This is a genomic window from Paenibacillus faecis, assembly GCF_008084145.1.
Lineage (GTDB): Bacteria > Bacillota > Bacilli > Paenibacillales > Paenibacillaceae > Fontibacillus > Fontibacillus faecis.
In genome coordinates, this window is the sequence record NZ_VSDO01000002.1 from 935,228 (window position 1) to 960,805 (window position 25,578).

Genomic DNA, 25,578 nt, shown 5'->3' on the forward strand with positions numbered 1-25,578 from the left:
ACTTTTGCTCCTTAGCTTTTTAATAAGCCAGTACATTGTGTATTTCTGATTATACCTTGTATTGGCTTATTTTTTTATTGCTATAATTGTGCAAAAAATCACAAGGAGAGGTGAGGAACTATGGAGAATAAAGTGCTGACTGTATGTCCGTATTGTGGAAGTGGTTGTCAGATGAATTTAATTGTTGAAGAGGGGAAAATCGTAGGCGCTGAACCAGCGGATGGAAGAACGAACGAAGGGAATCTGTGCCTTAAGGGTCATTATGGATGGGATTTCCTGAATGATCCGCAGATTCTTACCGCCCGTATCCGCAAGCCGATGATTCGTAAATCAGGGACACTGGCAGAGGTATCCTGGGAAGAAGCCATTCAGTATACAGCCGAAAAACTAACAGCAATCAAGGAAAAGTACGGACCGGATGCAATCATGGGAACCGGTTCAGCCCGTGGCCCGGGAAATGAAGCCAATTATGTCATGCAAAAATTTATGCGCGCTGTTATCGGAACCAATAATGTTGACCATTGCGCTAGGGTATGTCACGGGCCGTCCGTAGCTGGGCTTACCTATTCGCTAGGGGATGGCGCAATGTCCAATTCAATTCCTGAAATTGAGGACACGGATCTGTTGTTTATTTTTGGATACAATGCAGCGGTTACCCATCCCATTGTGGCGAGAAGAATTGTGCGTGCGAAACAGAAGGGCGCAACGATCATCGTAATCGATCCCCGCAAGACGGAGTCGGCCCGCATTGCAGATACTTGGCTGCCCCTTAAAGGCGGTACGAACATGGCGCTTGTTAATGCCTTTGGTCATGTGTTAATTGCTGAGGAGTTATACGACAAGCAGTATGTTGAGAAATATGTGGAAGGTTTTGCGGAATATAAAGCCACTGTACAGAAATATACACCTGAATATGCGGAGAGCATTACAGGAGTGCAGGCGGCCGAAATCCGCAAAGTAATGCGGCAATATGCGAGTGCCAACAAGGCGATGATCCTGTACGGTATGGGGGTATGTCAATTTGCCCAAGCCGTGGACGTTGTAAAGGGTCTGGCTTCCCTGGCGCTTCTGACCGGTAACTTAGGCAGACCTGGCGTCGGGATTGGTCCGGTCCGCGGCCAAAATAATGTACAGGGTTCCTGCGATATGGGGGCGTTGCCAAATGTCTATCCGGGATACCAGTCTGTTACGGATGACAAGATCCGTAAAAAATTTGAAAAGGCCTGGGGAGTGTCTTTACCTCGCAAAGTCGGGTATCGGATTACCGAGATTCCTCATCTCGTTCTAAAGGAAGACAAGGTGAAAGCCTATTATATTTTTGGCGAAGATCCGGTGCAGAGCGATCCGAATGCATCAGAAGTGAGAGAGACTCTGGATAAATTGGAATTTGTAATTGTCCAGGACATCTTCATGAACAAGACGGCCCTGCATGCCGATGTGATTTTTCCGGCTACCTCCTGGGGTGAGCATGACGGGGTCTACTCTTCAGCCGACCGTGGATTCCAGCAGATTAGAAAGGCGATCGAGCCGCCCGGTGAAGCAAAGCCCGATTGGCAAATTATCAGCGAGCTTGCCACGGCGATGGGCTATCCGATGTCCTACCGGAACACGGAAGAAATATGGGATGAAATGAGGGGGCTCACCCCGTCGTTTGCCGGAGCCAGTTATCGGAAGATGGAAGAACAGGGCAGTGTTCAGTGGCCTTGTCCGTCAGAAGATCATCCGGGCACACCGTATTTATATGAAGGGAACCGGTTTACCACTTCCAGCGGCAAAGGACAGCTGTTTGCCTCTGAATGGAGGGCACCGCAAGAGCAGCCGGATCAGGAATATCCGTTGTCCTTGTCCACAGTGCGTGAGGTAGGGCATTATTCGGTTAGGACGATGACCGGCAACTGCCGTGCCCTCAGTCAACTTTCGGATGAGCCTGGTTTCATCCAGATGAGTCAGGCGGACGCATCTAGCTTAGGGATTGAAGACGGCCAGCTTGTTCATGTTGTATCCCGCCGAGGCAGAGTGTTAGCCCGGGCACAGATCAGCAACCGTGTCAAAACCGGAGCCACCTATATGACCTACCATTTCTGGATTGGGGCCTGCAATGAGCTGACGGGTGATTATCTGGATCCGGTCTCCAAAACTCCGGAATACAAGTATTGTGCGATCCGCATCGAGAAAATTGCAGATCAACTGCGCGCGGAACAACAGGTTCAACAGGAATATGAGGCGCTCAGAGCACAGATGCATGTGGAGGCGAGACCGGTATGAATAATGTACTGCCGAGTCCGTTTGTCATTGCCGAAGCGGGCAAATGCATAGGCTGCAAGGCGTGTGAACTGGCATGTTTCGCAGTTCATAACGATCACAATGGGGTTGTGGCGGCTGTGGGTACTGTTACGGTACCGGTTATTCCCCGCCTGCATGTCGTTCGAACAGAGAGCTTCACACTGCCGGTACAATGCCGCCAGTGCGAGAATGCGCCTTGTGCGGAAGCCTGTCCGGTTCAGGCGATCCGGCGGGAAGAGGGGACAATGGTTATTCATGAAGAGAGCTGCATAGGCTGCAAAGGCTGTGCCATGGCTTGTCCGTTTGGAGCTATCAGTCTGAACAAAGCATTCAGCAACGGCAAGGTAGTCCCGCAGATTCAACTGAAGGAACGGCAGCATAACGCGATGGTACGTAGCGCCAAAGTGATCGCCTATAAATGTGATTTATGCCGGACCAGGGACCATAAGGACGGAGCTATGGGAAACGTTCCGGCTTGTGTAGAGGTCTGTCCGGTAGGGGCGCTGTCATTGGTTCATCCGGATACCAGTGTATCCAGGTCACGAACAGCAGCAGCTATGCGACTGTAACACCACTTCAATTCAGAAAAGAAGGTTGCACTATGTCGTATAAGGATCCAATCATTCATATTGACGAACAATTATGTACCGGCTGCAGACGTTGTGCGGCAGTATGTCCTGTGGGTGCCATTATCGGCGAACCAGGCCACCCGCAGACGATTGATGCTCATCGCTGCGTCGTTTGTGGACAGTGTGTGCAGATTTGTACCGCTTATGCTGCGGACAACGAGTCGACGACAGCCTCACGTGCGGTAAAGTTACAGGAAAGAGGGCAGCTCCCTAACGTGCGTGAGCCTTTGTTTGCTGCTTATTCGTCAGGGGATATCCAAAAGGTAAAAGCTGTTCTGGCTGATCCGAAACGGTTCAAGGTGGTGCAGTGCGCTCCTGCGATCCGAGTATCTTTGGCGGAGGAGTTTGGGCTGCCCTTCGGCACTTTAACCCCGGGGAAAATGGCGGCGGCGCTGAGACGGCTTAAGTTTGACCGGATTTATGATACAAATTTTGCTGCGGACGTGACGATTATGGAAGAGGGCTCAGAGCTGATTGGCAGAGTGATGTCAGGAGAGCGGCTGCCCATGTTCACCTCCTGCTGCCCGGCTTGGGTGAAGTATGCGGAGACGGCAGCACCGGAGCTGCTGGAACATTTGTCCAGCTGCAAGTCCCCGATGCAAATGGCTGGAGCCTTGTTCAAGACCTACGGAGCGCAGCTGGATGGAATTGCACCTTCGGATATTTTCAGCGTCGCGGTTATGCCCTGTACCTGTAAAAAATTTGAATGCAGCAGAGAAGAAATGAGTGTGGATGGTTACCGTGAAGTGGATCTCGTTATTACTACAAGGGAACTGGCCAGCTTAATCAAGGATCAAGGCATCGATTTCATTCATCTTCCCGACGAGCCGTTTGATTCACCGCTGGGCAAATACTCAGGAGCAGGCTCAATCTTCGGTGCCACAGGCGGTGTGATGGAAGCGGCGATACGAACGGGGTATGAACTGATCACCCATGAGCAGATTCCCAATCTGCAATTGGATTTTGTCAGGGGAGAGGAAGGCATACGGACGGCAGAAGTTCAGATTGGCGAATTGGAGCTCAAAGTGGCAGTAGTTGCAGGACTGAAATATGTGGATGCTGTTTTGGCAAAAGTTGCAGAGGGCACCTGCCCGTATCATTTCATTGAAGTGATGGCTTGTCCCGAAGGCTGTGTCAGCGGCGGCGGACAGCCCAAGCTCCTGTTGGAAACGCAACGGAAAATGGCTTATCAGGCCAGAAAGAGCGCCCTTTACCGCCACGACTCTCATCAGAAGGTCCGCAAATCTCATGAGAATCCAGATATTATCAAATTGTATAAGGACTTCTTAGGTGAACCGTTAGGCCATACTTCACATCATTTGCTGCATACCAAATTTGTTGACAGAAGTTTTAAGGAGGAGATGTCATGAACCGGTTTGTCATTGCCGATCCCGATAAATGTATAGGTTGCCATACTTGTGAAGTGGCCTGCGTAGTTGCCCATGCCGGGAATAATATGTTTCTTCAAGATGAGAGCGGGGCCGACTTCTATCCCCGGTTGACAGTCGTCGAGACCGACGAAGTTACCGCACCGGTGCAGTGCAGACATTGCGAGGATGCTCCTTGTGCCAATGTGTGCCCGAATGGCTCCATTACGAGCAAAGACAACAGCATTTTCATCAATCAGGATAGCTGTATTGGTTGCAAGACCTGTATGCTGGTATGTCCTTATGGGGCGATTACAATGGTTCCGGCACATAAAGGTGGCCAAAAGCAACTTCAATCCGGGCTTCGTTCCAATACAGCGGGTGCATGGAGGAGCAAGGAGAGAATTGTGGCGAACAAATGTGATTTGTGTGAAGACAGCGGAAAGGGCCCGGAATGCGTGCGGGTATGCCCCACCAATGCACTCCAATTCATTGTACCAAGCCAGATTGAGGACTCCATTTCCCGGAAAAGACTGGCCAGTGCGCAGTCATTACTGCAGTTCGGCGGTTTTTCGCGTCTCTAATTCAGTCACTATAACGCAGAAAGCAAGGTGGAGCGTTTGTCCGATATCTTGGTCGATCCCTTTGGTCGTTTGCATAATTATGTACGTATCTCCGTTACTGAGCGCTGCAACTTGGGCTGTCAGTATTGCAATCCGGGCAGAGTAGAAAAGGCTGTGGAGGATAATCCGCTTACCTTTGACGAGATTGAACGGATCGTAAGTGTACTCGCTGAGATGGGGGTAACCAAGGTGCGTCTTACCGGAGGAGAACCGTTGATGCGTCCGAACCTGGAAGAACTGGTTGCCAGGTTAAGGGCCATCTCCGGGATCGAACGTGTCGGTCTCACCACGAATGGACTGCTGCTCGCCCCCAAAGTGCAGAAGCTGCGTGATGCCGGGCTTACAGATCTCAACGTCAGCCTGGATTCTCTAATTCCAGAACGCTATTCCAGAATCACTGGGGGCGGCGATGTCAGCAAGGTGCTGCATGCTTTAGCAGCTGGTTTTAAGGCTGGCTTCGAGATACTGAAGCTGAATATGGTCTTGATGAAAGGTGTAAACGATGATGAAATTGAATCCTTTCTGCAGCTGACTCAGAAATATCCGCTGCACGTCCGCTTTATTGAATATATGCCCATGGGTCATGATATCAACGGATGGGAAGCGGGGTATATGCCTTTGGATGGAATACTGGAGCGCTGTGTCAAGGCTGGTTTTAGTCTTGAAGCAGGTCCAGACTCGGGTAGGACAACTGATGGGCCGACTGAAAAAGCAGCAGATTCCGGCCCGGCCCATTATTTTCGCATCCAAGGTGCGGCAGGGAAATTTGGCTTGATTCATCCGGTCAGCCAGCATTTCTGTAATTCATGTAACCGGCTGCGTATTACAGCAAACGGTCACGTTAAGCCGTGCCTCTTCTGGAACGAAGAGCTGTATATCCGGCCTTACATCGCTCAATCAGAGCTGCTGAAGCAATTGTTTCTGCGCGCCTTGGAAGCCAAACCTGGCCAGCATCTTATGATGGACCAACCGGGTAGCAAGCCACCCTTGAAGGCCACAATGCGCCTGATGTCGCAAATTGGGGGGTGAAAAACAATTGAACGACGATCCAATGTTTCGGGTGGAATCGGATGCTCTAGGGAGTGAAACGGTTCCTAGTGGGGCTTATTATGGAATTCACGCGGTAAGGGCCCGGGATAATTTTACGGTCAGCGGTCGGCCGGTGAATCCGCGGATCACGCGGGCCATTGTAATGGTGAAGAAAGCGGCAGCCAAAGTAAATGGCAGGCAAGGGAATATTTCCGAACAGGTGGCATCGGGTATTTTATCCGCTTGCGATGAACTTCTGCAAGGCCAGATGGATCAACACTTTATTGTGGATGCGTATCAGGGCGGAGCGGGAACGAGTACGAACATGAACGTTAACGAGGTGATAGCCAATCTGGCCATCGAGAAACTTGGTGGACATAAGGGGGATTACCGGCTGGTCCATCCGATAGATCATGTGAATCTCTATCAATCTACCAATGACGTGTATCCCACTGCCATGCGAATTGCGATGATTCCGCTGCTTCGCTCGCTTAGTGAAGAGTTTGCCTCTCTTCAGGAGGCATTGCAGGAGAAGGAGCGGGAATACGCCGATGTGTTAAGGTTAGGACGGACGGAACTCATGGACGCACTGCCCATCATGGCCGGACAAAGCTTTGGTGCTTATGCCAAAGCGATTGCACGGGACAGGTGGCGGCTGTACAAGGCGGAGGAACGGCTTCGGGAGATTAACCTTGGAGGAACGGCAGTGGGCACAGGAATGAATGCCCCCCTTGCTTATATTTATGCCATTGCAGAAGAGCTGCGGGAACTATCCGGAATGGGGCTGTGCCGCAGCGATTTTCCGATGGATGGCACACAGAATATGGATGTATTTGTGGAAGTTTCAGGTTTGCTCAAAGCTGCTGCGGTGAACTTGCTGAAGATATCTGGCGATTTCCGGCTGCTTAATTCCGGGCCCTCCGGCGGAATTGCAGAATACATCCTGCCGCCCATGCAGGTGGGTTCTTCGATCCTGCCCGGTAAAATGAACCCGGTCATCGCAGAGATGGCCGGGTCAGTCGCTATGAAGGTGATCTCCAATGATACAGCAGTCACTTTGGCGGCGGCCAGCGGACAGCTGGAGCTGAATGCCTTTGCTCCTTTAATCGCAGAATCTCTGCTTGAATCTCTTGAAATTCTTACTGAGGCTGTACGGCTCTTTCATGAGCGATGCGTGCGTGGGTTGAAAGTCGATACTGCGCATTGTCTCGAGCATTTGGAACGCTCCGGCGTCATGGCTGCCGCAGCGGTGACGTATCTGGGTTATGACGCCGCAGCTGAACTGGCTAAGTCTGCGGCGGCCTCGGACCGGCCGTTAAAGGAGATTTTGCTGGAACAAGGACTGATGACGAAAAAGCAGATCGATGCCATTCTGCACCCGCTGCAGGTTACCAAACCAGGCATCCCTGGAAGATCGAGTGATTTATAAAGGTTCTAGGATAACGAAGGAGCGCATGTTATGAGCTTAAATGATACCCCGCGTGGAGAACGAATGCACATTGCAGTCTTTGGAAGGCGTAATGCCGGCAAATCCAGTGTGATTAACGCTTTAGGCGGTCAGGAGACGTCCATTGTTTCTCCGGTAAGCGGGACAACGACAGATCCGGTTTATCAACCGATGGAGCTGTTGCCGGTGGGACCGGTAGTGCTCATTGATACCGCCGGATTGGATGATAGCGGAAGTTTGGGTGAACAGCGGATTCGCAAAACAAATCAGGTTCTGAGCAAAACCGATCTGGCGCTGCTGGTGATAGATGCTGTCCAAGGAGTAGGCGAATTTGAGCACAATCTTTTACAGAACCTGTCTGTCAAGAAGATTTCGGTCATTCTACTTTTGAACAAAGTAGACTTGCTCGAAGAGCATGGTGACGGTGAGGAACCCACTGTAGTGGCGGCAAAGGTAGAAGAACAGCTTCATTTGAAGCCAATGTTATTCAGTGCGCTCAGGAATACTGGGATCAAGGATCTAAAAGCTGCAATCGTTCGGGAGCTGCCGAGGGATGAAGACCGGTTCCGGCTAGTGGGAGACCTGCTGAATCCCGGAGACTTGGCTGTTCTGGTAGTGCCGATCGATAAGGCAGCACCTAAAGGAAGACTGATTCTGCCCCAGCAGCAGACCATTCGTGACATCATGGAATGTGATGCAGTTGCTGTTGTCACCAAGGAACAGGAGCTTGGACACACGCTCAAGATGCTGGGGCGCAAGCCCAATGTGGTCATTACAGATTCACAGGCATTTCTTAAGGTTCAGGCAGATACCCCAAAGGATGTCCCGCTCACGTCCTTTTCCATATTGTTTGCTAGATATAAGGGGGATCTTCCTCAGCTTGTACGCGGGGTTCGCGCTATTGGTCGTCTGCAGGACGGAGACCGGGTGCTCATTGCGGAAGCCTGCACGCATCACCGGCAATCCGATGATATTGCTTCCGTGAAGATTCCCCGCTGGCTGCGGGAACTGACAGGCAGGCAGCTTCAAATTGAACATGCCGCAGGCAGCGATTTCCCTGCAGGACTCGGTGGTTATTCACTGATCATTCACTGCGGAGCATGTATGTTGAACCGCAGGGCGATGCTGGGAAGGCTTGAAGAGGCGGAACATGCGGGTGTTCCAATTGTGAATTATGGTGTATTTATTGCCTACGTGCAGGGGGTGTTCCCAAGAGCCATCGAAATGTTTCCGTCTGCAATGCTGGCCTGGGAGGAGGGGTTATACCATTAATGCTTATATTAAAGCGGGGGTGTTCCAAAAGCCATCTGAATGGCTGCTGGAACACCCCCTTTTTGTGACAGCGTACATTGGGTGCAGCCTAAAACCGTAGATCTCGTTCGCCGTTACGGATACGCTGAAGTTGCTTTAGGGTCGCTTTTTTGACCGATTCCTTGGGGATGCGCTCCAGATTGTCATGAATCGTCTGCTCCCCAATGGCCCGCATCTCCTCATCGGCGTAATCCAGCAGGTATTCCTGAAACGTCATCAGGGAGTTCGGCTGACAGACATTATGGATTTGGCCGGATTTTGCCAGCTGCATGAAACGGTCTCCCGTGCGGCCTTCCCGGTAACAGGCGGTGCAGTAACTCGGCACATACCCGTCCCGGCAGAGACTTTTGATAATTTCCATAGGGGAGCGGTGATCGCCTACCATGAATTGCGGTTTGTCATCTTTATCTCTGTTCACACTGTATGCGCCAACACCCGTGGCGGAGCCTGCGCTGATCTGGGAAATGCCCAGTTTAATTATCTGATCACGAAATTCAGCGTCTTCGCGTGTAGAGAGTATCATTCCTGTATAGGGAACGGCTATTCGCAGAACGGCGACGATTTTGGCGAAATCCGAATCGCTGACCAAGAAAGGGTAATTGTCCAGATTCACATTCTCCGCTTCGCGCAGGCGGGGGACGGAAATCGTATGCGGTCCGCAGCCATAGGCCTGTTCCAGATGCTCGGCATGTTTTAACATGGCTATCGTTTCATATTTATAATCATAGAGTCCATACAGGACACCGATACCAACATCCTCGATACCCGCTTTCACGGCCCTATCCATGGCGGTCGTATGCCAATCATAATCACTTTTGGGTCCTTGCGGATGGTATTGCTTGTAACTAGGTCTATGATAAGTCTCCTGAAATAAAATATAAGTTCCAATTCCCGCCTCAGCCAGCTTGATATAGTCATCGATTGTTGTTGCAGCGATATTGACATTGATCCGACGGATACTGCCATTGTCCAGCTTCGTATCGTAAATGGTCTTTATGCAGTCGAGAATATAATCGATGGAACAATTGCGGGGATCCTCTCCCGCTTCCAGAACAAGCCGTTTGTGTCCCAGAGACTGCAAAACGGTAACTTCCTGGGCAATTTCATCTAAGGTTAAGCGGCTGCGTGTGAATTCTGAATTGGAATGTTTGTAACCGCAGTATACGCAATTATTGACACAATAGTTGCTGACATAGAGTGGTGCGAACAATACAATCCGGTTGCCGTAGATTCGTTCCTTGATGTCTCTGGATACCTGATAAATCTCATGGAGTGTTTCCTGATCTTCCACATTTAAAAGGACAGCTGCTTCTTGTGAGGTCAGCCCTTTGCATTGTCTGGCCTTCTCAAGAATTGCGGACACCTTGGCCCGATCCGATCCGGCAGTTTCTCCAAATCGCAGCGCTTCTTTGATCTCTTCGTCCTGAATGAAATCCGCCGGACGACTTTCATTTACTCGGCTCACGAACATCCACTTCTTTCTGGGTTAATTATTAGATTGACAAGCAGACTTGAACTCTTCCAACTCGATTGCGAGATGACAACAGGCTGATTCGGTGGCTTCCTTACAATGGAACGTGCTGTGCAGAAGTGCGGGATAGATAATTCAGACTATCTCCCCGGCCCATATCCACATGGAATCCGGCAGCTTCAATCCGCTGTTCCAGGCAAAATCTGCATTGGGCGGATTCGTCACCCAGACAGATTTTGTTATTGTAGAGCGTATATTGCGCTCGTACATTCAAAGGAGAGAGATTTGGCATGACCACATTGGCACCTGCTTGTAACGCCAGTTCCCGGCCGTTCGGATGAGCGGTTCCCATGGCTGTTGTGGCAGGGATTAGAGCATTCGGCACGAAGAGCCGGGCCAGAGCAATCATATCAAGTGTGTTTATAACGGTTCCGGCCGGCTCGTCCTTTAAGGGTGTGGCCTGATGCGGCAAAAAAGGGCCAATGCCGATCATATCCGGTTCAAGCGCCTTAAGATACAGCAGATCTTCAGCCAAATCCCCGGGAGTTTGTCCTGGTAAACCGACCATGAAGCCTGCACCCACCTGATAGCCGAGGGACTTGAGCGCCTTCAACCGATTCCGGCGGCTGTCAAAGGTCATGGTCGGGTGCAGGGCTTCGTACAGCTTGCGGGAGGCCGTCTCATGGCGCAGCAAGTAACGGTCAGCTCCGGCCGCGAGCAGTGCAGCGTAAGTCTCATCATCCCGTTCACCAATCGACAGTGTTACCGCGGTATCCGGGTAGAGTGTTTTGATGCGTGTAATGAGCCCGGCCAGCTTCTCAGTGGTATACCAGTCGTCTTCTCCGCTCTGCAGAACAAAGGTACGATAACCTAGCTCATACCCTTCCCGGCAGCATTCCAAGATTTGTTCAGGTTGGAGCCGATAGCGGCGGACTGTCTTATTGCCGGAGCGTATGCCGCAATACAGGCAGTTCTGTTTGCAAATATTGGAGAATTCGATCAGCCCACGCAAAAATACACGGTCGCCATAACGTTCCATTCTTTTCAGATGGGCGAGGTGATGCAGCCGCTTTTTTAGATTTTGGTCCGGATTCCTCAGCACAGCAATGATCTCTTGAGCTTCCAGTGATTCTTCTTCATATAATCGATCCAGCAGTTGTTCCGTTGACATCACTCCCTATCTTGGAGAGGATTAAACCAAATAACCAAAAAATAACATTAATTCCTAGGAAAAATTGTAACAAAAGTAAAAATAGAGAACAGTGAGTTTTGTGGTTGAAATTGAGGTTCAAGGAGGAGGGAAAGCGGGACAGCCGGAGATCCGATCCGGACGGGTATACACATTACATGAATTCTGACGAATGAAACCAACGGTGGTGATTCCTAATTGTTCCGCCAGCTCAAGCGCTAGTCCGGTGGGGGCAGATTTGGACAAAATCATTTCACAGCCTATTTTGGCTACTTTCAATAAGATTTCCGAAGAAATCCGTCCGCTGAAAACAACAATTTTGTCATTGAGTTTCAAATGTTGCTTCAGGCAGTAGCCGTAAATTTTGTCAAGTGCATTATGACGACCAATGTCGCTGCGGGCCAGCAGCACCCCGCCGGCATCGCAAATTGCAGCAGAATGGACGCCACCGGTGCGATGGAACAGCTCTGATCCGGTTTGCACTTCCTCCATTAAGCGGAAACAATCGTCGAACGAAAGTGACACATGTACCCCGTCCGCAATTTTGGCCGTTCTGGCATCATTAATGTAGACGAAGCCATGCCGGCTAGACCCGCAGCAGGAAGTTACATATCGCTTGGCAAACAGCTGACGGTGCAATGGGCTTAAGTGGTCTATAGTTACGTGGACGAAACCTTCTTCTTCCTGACTCCAAATTGACTTGATATCCTGGAACCCTCTAATGATTCCTTCGGATGCCAAGTAACCGATTACCATGTCCTCGATATATTCAGGAGTGCATACCAAAGTGACGAATTCATCACCGTTTATTTTGATTGTGACCGGATGCTCCGTAACAATAAGATCTTCTTCCATCGTGATATGTCCACTGCGGTAACGTATAATTTCCCCATGCCGCTCGGATTCGAGTTTCAATGCAATCATCCTTTTTCGTTAGAAATTGAACATCTCAACATTTCCTTTAAATGATAAATAATACCATTTTAAAACACGTTATTACTACATCACTTTTTATAATAAGTGTCAATTTAATATCTCACATATAGCCTTTACGTTCTTCATGAATCAGAACTATTTTAGGAGTTGAACGCTATGGTATAACGGGTCAGAGGACTAGGCGAGTTATGTATTTGAAACGGATTGAAATAGCGGGCTTTTTTAGTGTTTATACATGTTGCTGCAAGCCCAATAGAATCAACAAAAATGGTTTCATAGTTTTATTTAACCCGACACATGGGGCAATTGATAGCCTTGGAAAGGAAAGGTTTTTTCACATTCTTCACCTGCAGCTCATTTGAATTAAAAGGAATTCTTCCCGTTATTTTGGTGCATATAGCGGATGGAGAGGCGAATTAGCTGGAAAACCTCCCGCTAATTCGCCCGAAATAGCGTATATCGGCAATAGGGCCGCGAAATAGATGGAGTTTTTCCAGCTAAATCCGATAGAAGGGCCAAGGGTGGTGAATTAACGGGAAGTTTTCCCGTTAATGATGTGGACTCCGTCGGTGGGGGATTAAAATTGCATTTGTGGACGTTTCCTTATCTGGCCGGAATCCGGCTTGAAGCCAAATGCTCGATAAAGGCCTGGAGGCTGGGGTCCATGAACGTATGTTTGCGGTAGACGAGACCGACTTTTTTTCGGGGGGCCGGCTCGGCTAAGGGAATGACGGATACCCCGGGGGAATCCAGCATTCCCGCATAAGACGCGGGGAGGACCGTTCCGCCGACATGCTGCTGAACCATCTGCATCTGGGACTCCATGGTCGACAGCTCCATGACCGGCTTCAGCGACAGACCTACCGCATGGCACGCGGTGTCGATCATTTGCCGCACAAAAAACTTTGGCTGGAACAGGACTAGCGGTATTTCGGCAAGCTGTTCCAGCTTCACCGCGGTGAAGTCCGAGAAGGGATGACTGCGGGAAACGACAAGAACAAGCTCCTCGTCATAGAGGGGCAGGTTGATCAACTGCTCATCTTCCAGCGGCAAAAAGACAACGCCCAGATCGAGCCGGTTGCCGAGCAAACCGTCACGGGTTTCTTCGGTCGCCAGTTCGACCACGTTCAACTCGATTCCCGGATATTGACGGTGAAACGAAATGAGCGCATCGGTCAGCAGATGGTTGCCGGAGCAGCCGATCTGGAGCCTGCCCCGCTGAAGGCCGGCGATCTGGCCGATTTCCAGCTTGGCCTGCTCCAGCTCATGCAGAATCCGTCTGGTATGTTCCAGCAATATCGTGCCGGGCTGCGTGAGGTGGATTTTTTTCCCGGAACGGTGAAATAACGGGGTCCCTACCTCTTGCTCCAGTAAACGGATTTGGTGGCTTAACGTCGGTTGGGTAATGCCGAGCCGGTCCGCGGCCTTCGTGAAATGAAGCTCTTCGGCCACCGCCAAAAAGTAATCCAATAGTCGATGCTCCATATGCAGTGTCTCCAATCCCGGTTGATCACCAATTTGATAGATAGTATCTATGATATGGAAAAATCTCCGTGTTGGCTAGGAAAATCGAAAAATGAAACGGGCAATCGATCCATAGAGAGAAACTATGATAATTATTGATATCATAATATTGATCAATGCTAAAACAAAGGGTATAGTTAGTGACAGAAGTTAACGGAACAGAGAGGGAGCGAATCGCAGTGGGCAAAATACAAATCGTACGGCGCGAGCAGCCGAAAACCAAACCGGACCCGGAGAAGCTGGGCTTCGGCCAATATTTTACCGATCATATGCTGGTGATGGATTATTCAGCGGAGACAGGGTGGCGGGAACCTGAAATCGTTCCTTACGGACCGATCTCCCTGGATCCGTCCGCCATGGTGCTTCATTACGGCCAGGAAGTATTTGAAGGCATGAAAGCTTATACGCTGGAAGACGGCCGGATCGCCCTGTTTCGTCCCGACATGAACATGAAGCGGATGAACCAGTCCTGCGAACGGCTCAGCATCCCTCCGTTCGATCCGGAGACGGTGCTGGAAGGGATCGTCGAGCTGGTCAGCCTGGACCGGGACTGGATTCCGGACGGCGACGATACTTCCTTGTACATTCGTCCCTTTATTATCGCGACGGAACCGTGCCTTGGCGTACGGGCGGCCAAGGAGTACAAGCTGATCGTAATTTTGTCCCCCGTGGGCTCCTACTACCCGGAAGGGATTCATCCGGTATCGATCTACGTGGAGGATCAATTCGTCCGGGCGGTTCGCGGGGGAACCGGAGCGGCCAAGACGTCGGGAAACTATGCCGCGGGGATCAAGGCCCAGGAAACGGCGAAAGAACAAGGCTTTTCCCAAGTGCTCTGGCTTGACGGCGTAGAGAAGAAATACATCGAGGAAGTCGGCAGCATGAACGTCTTCTTTAAAATCGGCGGCGAAGTCGTTACGCCTGCCTTGTCCGGCAGCATTTTGGCCGGAATCACGCGGGATTCCGTGATCACGATGCTGCGCTCCTGGGGGCTTACGGTTACGGAACGGAAGATATCCGTCGAGGAACTGTTTGAAGCCGCCCGGAAGGGCCTTTTGGAAGAAGCGTTCGGCACCGGTACGGCTGCGGTTATCTCTCCGATCGGAACGATGAAATGGGAGCAGGAGCAGATCACCATCGCCGGCGGCAACACGGGAGAGTACGCCAAGAAACTTTACGATACGATAACGGGGATCCAAAAGGGACTCCTGGAAGACCGTTTTGGCTGGATGAAAGAAATTCAGGAATAACGGTAGACCGCTTTGTACCACATACCATGACCACCCGCCGCCCGGCTGCCCAGCCGGGCGGTTTTTTGCCTTCCGCTGAAGTTCCAATGGGAATCAGGAAGGAATTTCAAAGCGGTTGTCGAATATTCATGACGTGAATGAGACATGAGACGGATCTCGGCTTGAAGTTGACCTTACATAGGGGGGAAGTCATGCATACTGCGGAATTTGCTAAATTGCTGGGCATGATCATGAAGGACTACCAGACGCATATGGAGGAGGAATTGGCTCCCGCGCTCACGACGTCCCAACTGACCGTACTGGAGGTATTGGAGCGTGAAGGCAAGCTGAAGCCGTCCGAATTGATCCCCTTTCTGTCCACCACGCCGGCGGCGGTAACGATGCTGCTTGACCGGATGGAGCGGGGGGGACTGATTCGCCGGGACCGCGATGAGGGCGACCGCCGGATCGTGTGGGTTTCGATCACGGAGAAAGGCAAACGCGAGGCGGAACGGGGCGTACAGGTCAGAGAAGCGTACTTGGGCGGGGTGCTGGACCGGATTTCTACCCACAACCAGCAGCTTCTCGTCTACCTATTAGGGAAAATTTCCGGAAAATAACCGGCTGTGCAGGGCTTTGACGAAAGTAAAAATGCGAGTTGCCGAGGAGCGTGAACTCCAGCCGGCAGCTCGCATTTTTTTACGATAAAAATAGGATTTCCAACTTCTCACGCCATCACGCCATTCTTCCGAGGATCACATTTCTCCGGCCATGCCGCCCGATTTGCAGGCTTCGCCGACCCCGCGATACAGCCGATCTTCCCACAGATTCCAAGGATACAAGCGGGGCGGAAGCGAGACCAGGTCGATCATCTCCTTGCTGACCGGATGGGGGAAGCCTACATAAAGCGACCACAAGGCGATCTGTTCGCCGGGCTTGTTTAAGGCGGCTCCGTATTTTTGGTCGCCGTAAAGCGGGCAGCCCAGATGGCTGAACTGCACGCGAATCTGATGGGATCTTCCGGTATGGAGCCGGATTTGTACCAGGGACAAATTGTCCTGAACGGAAGTGCCCAACACCCGGTAATCGAGCTTCGCGTCTCTGCCCCCCGGCGTGCCTTTCTTGACCACGCGGACCGTGTTGGTCTTCTCGTCTTTCAGCAGCGTATCGGTCAAGGTGCCGCTGGCCTGGGCGGGAATTCCGCGGACGACGGCCACGTAGCCCTTCTCGAAACCGCGCGTCCGCACCGCATCGGACAATCTGGACGCGGCCTTCGACGTTTTGGCGAAGATCATGGCCCCGCCGACGGGCCGATCGAGCCGGTGAACGAGACCCAGATACACATTGCCGGGCTTCCCGTACCTTTCTTTAATATCCGCCTTTAGCAGGTTGAGCAAGTCGGGATCTCCGCTGGCATCCTCCTGGGTGGGGACATTGACCGGCTTCTCGATACCGAGCAGATGATTGTCCTCGTAAAGGATCGTCATGCCCGGCTCGCCTGAAGTACGCATGAAACCGCCCTCCTCAGTCCTCCCAGCGGCCCAAGATGCCGCATGGAAGATTCAAACCGGACCGGGTAATCGGTAGCCCCAGCTCTCCGGCCGTGATACGTCCGCCGTACTGCTTCTTGACGGTCATGGACAAGATGTTGTGCAGCACGGTCGGCGAGATCCCGGTCGTGTAGGAATTGATCAGGAAGAACAGCGGGGTATCCGATAAAATGGAGAGACATGACTCCACGAACGGATAGAGGCTTGTTTCCAGCTTCCACATTTCGCCTCCGGGTCCCCGGCCGTAGGACGGCGGGTCCATAATAATCGCATCGTATTTGTTGCCTCGCCGCTGCTCCCGCTGGACAAACTTAAACACGTCGTCCGTGATAAAACGGACGGGGCGGTCGCCGAGACCGGACAGAGTCAGGTTCTCCTTGGCCCATTGCACCATCCCTTTGGCGGCGTCGACATGCACGACCGAAGCGCCGGCCGAGGCGGCCGCCACGGTAGCTCCGCCGGTGTAGGCGAACAAATTGAGCACCTGGATCGGACGACCCGCCGCGGCGATCTTGTCCATCATCCAGCGCCAGTTCGCCGCCTGTTCGGGAAACAGGCCGGTGTGCTTGAAATTGGTCGGCCGAATATAGAATTTGAGCCGATCGTAAGAGATGGTCCAGCGGTCGGGAATCTGCTTCTTCATCTCCCATTGGCCGCCCCCGGAGGAGCTGCGGTGATAATGGCCGTGGACATCTTGCCACTCCTTGTTTTCGTCCCGGATGGGCCAAATGATCTGCGGATCCGGACGGCGCAGCACGACATCGCCCCAACGCTCCAGCTTCTCTCCGTTCCCGGTATCGATAACCTCATAATCGTTCCAGTCGTTCGCTACATACATGTGACTTAAACCTTCCTTCCGTTTCAAAAGAACGGCCCTTCGCGGACCGCCCGAATCAATAATCGCTGCCTTAATGTAGAGTTCGCTAGTTATTGTACCTTATTTTTCTATCGGCATGCCAGCATCCGCGAAAAACTTGTTCCCCTGTCGTTTCCGGCTTTTTTAAATATAGACGTTTTAAGTACTTTGAAAAAAGGGGGTTCTGTGATAGTCTGTTTTGAAAAGTATAGATGGGAGGAGAGATGCGCTCATGCTTCGCCGTTTTTTTACATACTATCGGCCTTATAAAAAGTTGTTCATTCTCGACTTTACCTGCGCGGTCGTCGCAGGCTTGCTGGAACTCGGCTTTCCCGTGGCCGTCAATCATTTTGTGGACGAATTGCTTCCCGGCAAGAACTGGACTCTAATTCTCTGGGCTTCCGCCGCGCTGCTGGGCGTTTACTTGCTCAATACGGTGCTCAATTACATCGTGACTTACTGGGGACATATGCTCGGGGTCAATATCGAGACGAATATGCGAAAAAAAATGTTCGACCACCTGCAGAAGCTGTCGTTCCGGTTCTATGACAATCACAAGACCGGCCACCTGATGTCCCGGATTTCCAACGATCTCGACAATATCGGGGAGGTCGCGCACCACGGGCCGGAGGATCTGTTTATCGCCGGAATGACCCTGGTCGGATCGTTCCTGCTCATGCTAGGTATTAATTGGAAGCTGGCGGTGCTGACCTTCCTGATCGTGCCGATCCTTGTCTGGGCGGCTTTATATTTTAACGGAAAAATGACCAAAACCTACCGCGGCCTGTTTTCGGCCCTCGCCGATTTTAACGCCCGCGTGGAAGAGAACATCGGCGGGATCCGCGTCGTTCAAGCGTTCGCCAATGAAGAGCATGAGAAGGCGTTGTTTGAGGAAAACAACGGAGAATACCGGCAAACCAAACTTCGCGCTTATAAAATTATGGCCGGGAGCTTGTCGGTGAACTACATGCTGATGAGGCTCGTCTCTTTGTTCGTGATGGTCTGCGGTACGTGGTTCGTCATTCGCGGCGAGTTGTCCTATGGGGAATTTATCGGCTTTTTGCTGCTCGCCAACGTGTTTATCCGCCCGATTGAAAAAATCAACGCCATCATCGAAAGTTACCCCAAAGGCATCGCCGGATTCAAGCGTTATCTTGAAATCATGGATACCGCGCCGGATGTGGCCGATGCGCCGGAAGCGGTCGACGCCGGCTGGCTCAAAGGGGATATCGCTTTCGACCGGGTTACGTTCGGCTACGACGACGGACCGCCGGTCGTTAACGATATCAGCCTGAGGATTCGGGCGGGGGAAACCATCGCCTTCGTCGGTCCTTCCGGGGCGGGCAAAACGACGCTGTGCAGCTTGCTGCCGCGTTTCTACGAACCGACTGCGGGCCGGATCTCGATCGACGGCCAGGACATCCGCAGTATGACCCTGGCGTCGCTGCGCCGCAATATCGGGATCGTCCAGCAGGATGTTTATCTGTTCTCCGGCACGATCCGGGACAATATCGCTTACGGCAAGCTGGGCGCGGACGAAGAGGAGATTTGGGCGGCGGCGCGCCGGGCGCAGCTCGAGGATTTCATCCTGGCCCAGCCGGAAGGCATGGCCACGGTGATCGGCGAGCGCGGCGTGAAGTTGTCCGGGGGACAAAAACAGCGGCTCGCCATCGCGCGCATGTTTCTGAAGAATCCGCCGATCCTCATTCTCGACGAAGCGACCTCCGCGCTCGATACGGAAACCGAGCTGGCGATCCAGCAATCGCTTGCGGAGCTGGCGGAAGGGCGCACCACGCTCGTCATCGCCCACCGGCTGGCGACCATAAAAAATGCCGACCGGATCGTCGTCGTGACGGCGGAAGGCATTTCGGAACAAGGCCGCCACCAGGAGCTGGTGACGGCGGGCGGGCATTACAGCCGCTTGTATGAGGCCCAGTTCGGAAGCTTGCAAAACGTATAGCCCGTTTAGGCAAAGTTGTAGCGGTAGTAGTTCTGCGCCCGAACGGTCCGGAAACCGGTGGATTCGTACAGCCGCATGGCGTTCGGGTTGTCCAGCGCGACCTCCAGCCATACCTCGCAGCCGGACGCCGTTTCGCGGCGAACAACCTCGCGGAGGGCGGCGGATCCGATGCCGTGTCCGCGATAGGACGGGGAGACGGCAAATCCGTAAATCCAGGCTTCCCCATTGGACCGGGAGACCCGGAGCTTGCCGACCGGATTATCGTCGAGCATCAAAAGCTCATTCTCCGCGACCGTTTCGTAATTTTCATAGAAGGACAGGGACTCATCCAGCGGCATATCGAAGCCGTCGCTGTCGAACCGGGCGAGCACAGGGACATCCTTGGCCTCCGCACGACGCAGGATTACATCTTCCCGGACGGGCAGCGAGAGATCCCCGCTCGGCTCGTACTTCATCTGATACTCCGAAAAGTCGTAGGTAAACGGCACGCTATTCAAAAAAGCCTTGGCGGATTCGCTGTTTTCAGGCGCGTTTAATAAAATTTGCTTATATTTCGCTAAGCGCTCCGGAGTAAGAACTTTTTGCAGCAGTCCGGTAAATACCCCCTGACGCCGGTACTCCGGATGGACCATGCCGCAAAGTTCCACCGAGCTGCCGAAATCGTAAAATCCCAAAAAGCCGATAAGCCGGCCATTCCGATATTCGGCCCAATCGGCTTTCTCATCGGGTTTGCGGGACAGCAGCGTGTCCCAATTCAGCTTCAGCACGATGGAATCGCGGGCTTCGCAAATGCGCTGCAGCTCTTTGACGTCCTCCCAGTTAAACGGGTTTGTAACGATCACGCTAAATCACTTCCTCTCGGGAGTATTCTAGCCGGTTTTTGGAAAAAAAGCACGTGTGACACCATTTCGCCGTTTTCCCGTACTACTACTATAACCGTTAAACGGGAGATATCAGGAGACGGAGGGATTGGACATGGAGACTGTGAAGAAGAATCCGGGAACCAAGAGGAATTTTAAGTTGGGGGGAATAACGACGGCGGCCGTTGCCGGCCTGATCGTCCTGGTCGTAGGGGCCAACAGCTTTGCGCAAGTCGAATACGGACATGTGGGACTTTATAAGACGTTCGGGAAACTGGACAGCAATATTTTGTCCCCGGGAATTCATTTGAAAATTCCGTTTTTTCAGACGGTCATCCAGGTCAACACGCAGGTCACCAAGGCGGAGACGGATACGAGCGCATCTTCCAAGGATTTGCAGCCGGTATCCACGCATGTGGCGGTGAACTACTCCGTGAACAAGGAATCCGCTTATAACCTCATGAACAATGTCGGAAGAAACGTAGACGCCGTCATCATTAACCCGGCCGTTCAGGAAATCGTCAAGGAGGTGACGGCAAGATACCAAGCTGAGGATTTGATCGCCAAACGCGATATTGTCGCGGGCGAAATCAGCGAGCATTTGACGAACCGTCTGGCCAAATACGACTTGATCGTCAACGAAATCAACATCGTCAATTTCAAATTCTCCGATGCCTTCAATCAATCGATCGAAGCGAAGCAGGTCGCCCAGCAGCAGGCGCTGAAAGCCAGCAACGATTTGAAACGGATCGAAATCGAAGCGAAGCAGAAGATCGCTCAGGCGCAAGCCGAGGCGGAGTCGCTCAAGCTGAAAAAGCAGGAGGTTACGCCGGAACTGGTACAGTTAAAACAGATCGAAGTTCAGGAGAAGGCCCTCGAAAAATGGGACGGACGCCTCCCGTCCGTTACGGGGGGAGCCACGCCGTTCATCGATATCCAATCGTTTACCAATCAGCCCTGATTCAGCTTTCGCTTACGAATCCGCCGACTTGCCGTCGGCGGGTTTTTCGTTTCGTCCGGACCCCCGTACGGCTCCGGCGATCCAGTAAACCCACGGAATCAGAAATTCCGTGACAATGAGCACGGGAGCGGTTCCCTCCACCAAAAACTTGGTCAGCTCCGTATGCGATTTGGCGATCGTTAGGGAGAAAATAACGGAAAAAGCGGTAACCGGCAAGGTGAGAGGCTTGTGATCCTTGACCCCCGTCAACTGGGCAATGCATAAGGATGCCGTGAAAATAATAAAGGAGATTTTGACGAAAATGCTGGTTAACCACAGGATAATCAGAACAGGGTCCAGCGTCTCGATAAAAGAACCTACCCGAATAAACCGAATCAGCTCCATGTCGGGATAAGTCAGGTTCGCGCCCAGCTCCGGGCCGAAGGTCAGCAGCACCGGAATCGTGTGAGACAAGATAATGACCAAAGAGCTGAGCGTGGTGAAGAAGAAAGTGCGATACACTTTTTTGGGAGTTTTCAAATAGGGAAAAACCAGAAACAAATAGGCAAGTTCTCCCAGCATGACGGCCATCAAATAAGATCCGGAGCCGATATCTTGAAGAGATAAGTGAGTCACCAGCGCGATCAGCATGTCCCCTTGGATCTCCTGCATCGCCAGGATGGGGATGACGATGAAAGCGAGGGCGCTGATCAGGTAGATTCCTTGGGCGATGCGGAAAATCGTTTCCACTCCGCTGCGAACCGCGTAGGCGATGCAGATGGAAAAGATGGTGGCCACCGCCCATGGCGGCGTTCCGATCAAATACACGGACAGCAGAAAGTCGGATAACTGACGCAGGTTTACGGCCGCGAGCAGGAGCTGGGCACCGATGATCATCGTAATAAACAAGACATGCAGCCAGCGGCCCACGAGTTCGCTTCCGTATTGGACAAGAAATTCGTCCGGCCTCGAAGATGCGATTTTATAGGCGGGGTAAACCAGGATCAGTCCCACAAAGGCGCCTAGAACCATAGCCGCCGGAGCCGAATAACCGCCGCCAGAAATCATAATGCCCAGAAGAAATGCGATGACGGTGGTAAAGATGTATAAATTATAAAGCGAAAAAACTTGGTTGGAAGTAACGGATTTATACATGTGAGCGGCCTCCGCATTTTGGATTCAAAAAAGCCAGGATTCCACCGTCTTACTGATCGATTGGGACAGCATCGGCAGATTCCACCGGTCTTTCAGCATAAATTGAACTTCGGCCAATAGAAACAGCAGGAAGGAGACGGCCAGAACGATCCGGCGGTGTGCCCGGTCCCCTCCTTTTTTACGCTGCTGGTTCCATTGGTATCCCATAATTACCACAAACGATATTCCGATCCAGAGCATTTGATCATCCCCCCGTTATTTGTAGTTGTTTTGCGTGACCGAACGGGTGATGCCTCCGGTTCGGTCCAACTTGATCTTGATTTTAACCTCAATCGGCAATTCGGCTGCGTAGTACTCCCGCCACTCGGGCTCGATTTTCCTCCAGACCTTCGGGTATCTCCAATCGAGATATTGGCTCATCAAAAAAGCGTCGGACCGCGCCTTTCTCGTTTTGGCCAGCACCTTTTCCAACCGGGCCTTGATGTCTTGTTCCATCAGGTCTTCGATCTTTTCAAGTTTATCGGGATCCTTCAGGTCGACCGAAGCGTTGGAGGAAAGAACATACGCGCTGGCTTGGCTGAGGACTTGAAAAGCGACCTTTCCTCCGCGAATCACGGGCTTCAGTTTGGTGCCGATATTTTGGGCGACACAGCTGATGTCTTCCCCGCCGGAGGGAGAATTCACCGTGACGATAGAGGAGGTCAACTGGGAACTGATCCAGAGGGCCCCCCGTAATTCCTGCGGATTCAGCTCCACGTTGGACATTTTACCTTTGCTGAAGATGGCGGCTCCACCGGTCCCCATCCATCTTTCCTTTTCGGAAGTCTGGGCTTCAACCTCGGGCTGCTTGCTGAAGCTCAGGAGAGGAAGCAGGATATCGCCGCCTTGATATCCGGCCATGATAAAGTCTTTGACCGTCGTGTCCAGGGTGACATGCTGATTAATGTATTTTCGTAAAATATCCGAGACGAATCGTTCGAAAATTAAAGGAGTATAGCTAATATCGCGTAAACTTTGGGGCGTGACGAACAGATTCGCGCTGAGATGGAAGGCGGGCTGGCGGTTGACAAACTCCAGTACGGGATCGAGCCCCTGTTCCGCCAGTCTGCGGCCGACAATAATGATTCGGGTTTGGCCGAACGAGATGGTCCGCGACATATCCACCTGAATTTCCCGAAGCGCTTCGCCGATGTTGGATGCCCGTTTGGTGATAAAAGAGAAAGGTTCCCCCTTGGCTTGTCCAGATCCGCCGGCTTGCCCGGGAATCATCCGGTTGGGCAGCGGGAAGCCGATCGTCAGCTCGAACTCTCCGTTTTCGGTCCGGTCTATCAGCATGGTCAGGGCAAACGCGCGGCTGTTGATCTCCTTGGAGGACCAGCAGCCCCCGGTTACGATCAGTATGACGATCGCCAGGCCGGTGGTGAACGCCAACCTTATGTTCTTGTATCTGTTATGGATCATCAATTTCCCTCACCCTTTTTTTTCGCCCAGCCCCTGGAGTCGTTGGTTTGCCGAGTATGGTTCTTGGTAGTTAGCGGGGGGCGCTTGCGCATGTGCCACCAAGGGGCTCGAACCAGCGTATCCTTCAAATCGCTATTGACCAAAGGGGCGAGGGGAGCCATATAAGGTTCGCCGAAAGATCTCAAGTTGATCAAGTGGATGTAGATCAGAATCAGCCCGCAGGCGATGCCGTACAGACCGAACAATGAAGCCAAAAACATGATGGGAAACCGCAGCAGCCGAAAAGCCAGCCCCAGGTCAAAGTGCGGAATAATAAAGGAGGCGATCCCGGTCAACGACACGATAATGACCATAGCCGCCGACACGATCCCCGCTTCCACCGCCGCGGTTCCGATAATCAGCGCGCCGATAATGGAGACGGCCTGTCCGATCGCCTTGGGAATCCGAATGGACGCTTCGCGCAGCGCCTCAAAAGCGAGCTCCATAATAAAGGCCTCGAGCAGCGCCGGGAAGGGCACGATTTCCCGGGAAGCGGCAAGCGTATAAAGAAGCTGCGACGGAATCATTTCCGGATGAAATGTGGTGATCGCGATATATAGGGAAGGCAGCAAAAGGGACACGAGCACGAAGATGTAACGTATCCAACGAATCCATGTCGCCGCTACAAATCTTTGATAGTAATCTTCAGCCGACTGAAGCAGCATCGACAAAGTGACCGGGATCAGCAATACTATCGGTGTTCCGTCGACTATGATGGCGATCCGCCCTTCCAGCAATGAGGCGGCAACCACATCAGGTCTTTCGGTATACTGCATTTGGGGGAAGGGGGAATAGGGATTATCCTCAATCGCTTCCTCCAGATAGGAAGCGCCCAACACCCCGTCGATGTCGATGTAGGACAGTCTCCGCTTCACCTCGTCAACCATGCCGGGCTTGGCCACGTCCCGGATAAAGGCAACGACGATATCGGTTTTCGTTTCGGTCCCGACTTTAAGCGCTTCGCATTTGAAGTTTATATTTTTAAGCCGTCTGCGCAATAAGGTAAGATTGATCTCCAGATCCTCGATGAACGCTTCCCGCGGCCCGCGGATGACGGATTCGTTCGGGGCTTCGCTGACGGAACGCGTCGGATAGGCTGAAATGGAAAAGGTCAGCATCCGCGGGTCTCCATCCACGATCAGCAGGGCGCCGGCATCCAGCACCGCGTCCAGTGCCGCGTTAAGGTCCGTAACCACTTTATTTTGAGAAACCGCCAGTCCCTTATCATCCAGCAAAAAGCGGTAAATGTCGTCCCCTTCCAGTTCTTTGGCCTCTGCCTGGAGACTCCTCATAATAAAGTTTTGGACTGACGGTTGGCTGATCATCCCGCGCAGGTAAATCAGCACGCACGCCTGGCCGGTGCCGAGAACAAATTGCCTGTAGATGACATCGGAGCATAGATCGAGCTGCTGTTGAATCCGGTCCAGACGCCGACTCAGGCTGGCGTCGCCCGAAGCATGTTCTGGATTCGAAGCAGAAGAGGGACCCGCTTTATTCCCTTTGGCCGCGGCTTCCTGATTTGAATCTTTCGTGCCGCCGTGCCGCGCCTGTCGTTTTTTTCTCCAAAATGGCAAGACGAGAGACCTCCTTTTCACGCAGGTTGACACTATAAAGATTTGCGGGAAGCAGGAAAATTATTCTTTTCGACCGATTTAAATACAGACTTTGGAACTATTTAATTATGGGGTCATTTGATCGATATTTATGATATAGCCTGAA

The 25,578-nt window shown here is 52.2% G+C and carries 22 protein-coding genes; 11 read left to right on the forward strand and 11 right to left on the reverse strand.

Annotation, left to right across the window (positions count from 1 at the left end; genetic code table 11):
* Positions 1-120: 120 nt before the first annotated feature.
* The 7 genes from fdhF to hydF are packed head-to-tail and all read left to right on the forward strand — an operon-like array spanning position 121 to position 8,650.
* Complete coding sequence (fdhF, locus tag FRY98_RS12185; RefSeq protein ID WP_148452059.1) at positions 121-2,265, forward strand: formate dehydrogenase subunit alpha; 2,145 nt, start codon at positions 121-123, stop codon at positions 2,263-2,265.
* A complete protein-coding gene (locus tag FRY98_RS12190) occupies positions 2,262-2,852 on the forward strand; it encodes a 4Fe-4S dicluster domain-containing protein (protein WP_148452061.1) in 591 nt (196 codons plus the stop codon). Before fdhF ends, FRY98_RS12190 begins: the two co-directional genes overlap by 4 nt.
* Positions 2,853-2,884: 32 nt before the next feature.
* Positions 2,885-4,282, forward strand: coding sequence for a [FeFe] hydrogenase, group A (locus FRY98_RS12195; protein ID WP_148452063.1), 1,398 nt, complete (start codon positions 2,885-2,887; stop codon positions 4,280-4,282).
* Positions 4,279-4,863, forward strand: coding sequence for a 4Fe-4S dicluster domain-containing protein (locus FRY98_RS12200; protein WP_148452065.1), 585 nt, complete (start codon positions 4,279-4,281; stop codon positions 4,861-4,863). The genes FRY98_RS12195 and FRY98_RS12200 overlap by 4 nt, the downstream gene beginning before the upstream one ends.
* A 27-nt stretch (positions 4,864-4,890) precedes the next feature.
* Entirely contained in the window at positions 4,891-5,931 is a 1,041-nt protein-coding gene (moaA, locus tag FRY98_RS12205; protein WP_420819699.1) for a GTP 3',8-cyclase MoaA, read from the forward strand.
* Positions 5,932-5,953: 22 nt separating this feature from the next.
* Positions 5,954-7,360: an aspartate ammonia-lyase gene (locus FRY98_RS12210; RefSeq protein WP_148452709.1), complete on the forward strand. Its 1,407-nt coding sequence runs from the start codon at positions 5,954-5,956 to the stop codon at positions 7,358-7,360.
* A 30-nt stretch (positions 7,361-7,390) separates the two neighbouring features.
* On the forward strand, positions 7,391-8,650 hold the full coding sequence (gene hydF, locus FRY98_RS12215) for a [FeFe] hydrogenase H-cluster maturation GTPase HydF (RefSeq protein WP_148452069.1): 1,260 nt from the start codon (positions 7,391-7,393) through the stop codon (positions 8,648-8,650).
* An 88-nt stretch (positions 8,651-8,738) separates the two neighbouring features.
* Here hydF and hydG read toward each other — a convergent pair whose 3' ends face one another.
* From hydG to FRY98_RS12235, 4 genes are all read right to left on the reverse strand, one after another.
* Entirely contained in the window at positions 8,739-10,154 is a 1,416-nt protein-coding gene (gene hydG, locus FRY98_RS12220) for a [FeFe] hydrogenase H-cluster radical SAM maturase HydG (protein ID WP_249043388.1), read from the reverse strand.
* Positions 10,155-10,254: 100 nt separating this feature from the next.
* Complete coding sequence (gene hydE, locus FRY98_RS12225) at positions 10,255-11,331, reverse strand: [FeFe] hydrogenase H-cluster radical SAM maturase HydE (RefSeq protein ID WP_148452074.1); 1,077 nt, start codon at positions 11,329-11,331, stop codon at positions 10,255-10,257.
* 117 nt (positions 11,332-11,448) lie between these two features.
* Complete coding sequence (gene fdhD, locus FRY98_RS12230) at positions 11,449-12,204, reverse strand: formate dehydrogenase accessory sulfurtransferase FdhD (RefSeq protein ID WP_225038497.1); 756 nt, start codon at positions 12,202-12,204, stop codon at positions 11,449-11,451.
* 684 nt (positions 12,205-12,888) lie between these two features.
* Entirely contained in the window at positions 12,889-13,770 is an 882-nt protein-coding gene (locus FRY98_RS12235; protein ID WP_148452078.1) for a LysR family transcriptional regulator, read from the reverse strand.
* A gap of 218 nt (positions 13,771-13,988) precedes the next feature.
* Between FRY98_RS12235 and FRY98_RS12240 the strand changes: the two genes are divergently transcribed.
* Positions 13,989-15,059 (forward strand): branched-chain amino acid aminotransferase, encoded by a 1,071-nt coding sequence (locus FRY98_RS12240; RefSeq protein ID WP_148452080.1) that lies wholly within the window; start codon positions 13,989-13,991, stop codon positions 15,057-15,059.
* 191 nt (positions 15,060-15,250) lie between these two features.
* Positions 15,251-15,658, forward strand: coding sequence for a MarR family winged helix-turn-helix transcriptional regulator (locus FRY98_RS12245; protein ID WP_148452082.1), 408 nt, complete (start codon positions 15,251-15,253; stop codon positions 15,656-15,658).
* A gap of 135 nt (positions 15,659-15,793) precedes the next feature.
* Here FRY98_RS12245 and FRY98_RS12250 read toward each other — a convergent pair whose 3' ends face one another.
* Together FRY98_RS12250 and FRY98_RS12255 are read right to left on the reverse strand one after the other, a co-directional pair.
* Positions 15,794-16,549 carry an RluA family pseudouridine synthase gene (locus FRY98_RS12250; RefSeq protein WP_148452084.1) on the reverse strand — a complete coding sequence of 252 codons (756 nt, stop codon included), beginning with the start codon at positions 16,547-16,549 and terminating at the stop codon, positions 15,794-15,796.
* A gap of 13 nt (positions 16,550-16,562) precedes the next feature.
* Positions 16,563-17,426: a class I SAM-dependent methyltransferase gene (locus tag FRY98_RS12255; protein ID WP_148452086.1), complete on the reverse strand. Its 864-nt coding sequence runs from the start codon at positions 17,424-17,426 to the stop codon at positions 16,563-16,565.
* Between the two features lie 250 nt (positions 17,427-17,676).
* Here FRY98_RS12255 and FRY98_RS12260 point away from each other — a divergent pair, with 250 nt between their 5' ends.
* Positions 17,677-19,404, forward strand: a complete 1,728-nt coding sequence (locus FRY98_RS12260; protein WP_148452088.1) for an ABC transporter ATP-binding protein — start codon at positions 17,677-17,679, stop codon at positions 19,402-19,404.
* A 5-nt stretch (positions 19,405-19,409) separates the two neighbouring features.
* Here FRY98_RS12260 and FRY98_RS12265 read toward each other — a convergent pair whose 3' ends face one another.
* Entirely contained in the window at positions 19,410-20,246 is an 837-nt protein-coding gene (locus FRY98_RS12265; protein WP_148452090.1) for a GNAT family N-acetyltransferase, read from the reverse strand.
* Positions 20,247-20,379: 133 nt separating this feature from the next.
* Here FRY98_RS12265 and FRY98_RS12270 point away from each other — a divergent pair, with 133 nt between their 5' ends.
* Entirely contained in the window at positions 20,380-21,225 is an 846-nt protein-coding gene (locus FRY98_RS12270; RefSeq protein WP_148452711.1) for a prohibitin family protein, read from the forward strand.
* A 12-nt stretch (positions 21,226-21,237) separates the two neighbouring features.
* On the opposite strand, the gene FRY98_RS12275 is transcribed toward FRY98_RS12270, so the two are convergent.
* Genes FRY98_RS12275 through FRY98_RS12290 form a run of 4 tightly spaced genes read right to left on the reverse strand, consistent with a single transcriptional unit; the run spans position 21,238 to position 25,433 of the window.
* A complete protein-coding gene (locus FRY98_RS12275) occupies positions 21,238-22,359 on the reverse strand; it encodes a GerAB/ArcD/ProY family transporter (protein WP_148452092.1) in 1,122 nt (373 codons plus the stop codon).
* A gap of 24 nt (positions 22,360-22,383) precedes the next feature.
* The gene (locus FRY98_RS12280; protein WP_148452094.1) at positions 22,384-22,599 is read right to left on the reverse strand and encodes a hypothetical protein; all 216 of its coding nucleotides are present in this window, start codon (positions 22,597-22,599) and stop codon (positions 22,384-22,386) included.
* A gap of 15 nt (positions 22,600-22,614) precedes the next feature.
* Positions 22,615-23,820 carry a Ger(x)C family spore germination protein gene (locus FRY98_RS12285; protein ID WP_148452096.1) on the reverse strand — a complete coding sequence of 402 codons (1,206 nt, stop codon included), beginning with the start codon at positions 23,818-23,820 and terminating at the stop codon, positions 22,615-22,617.
* Positions 23,820-25,433 (reverse strand): spore germination protein, encoded by a 1,614-nt coding sequence (locus FRY98_RS12290; protein WP_148452098.1) that lies wholly within the window; start codon positions 25,431-25,433, stop codon positions 23,820-23,822. The genes FRY98_RS12285 and FRY98_RS12290 overlap by 1 nt, the downstream gene beginning before the upstream one ends.
* Positions 25,434-25,578 lie beyond the last annotated feature (145 nt).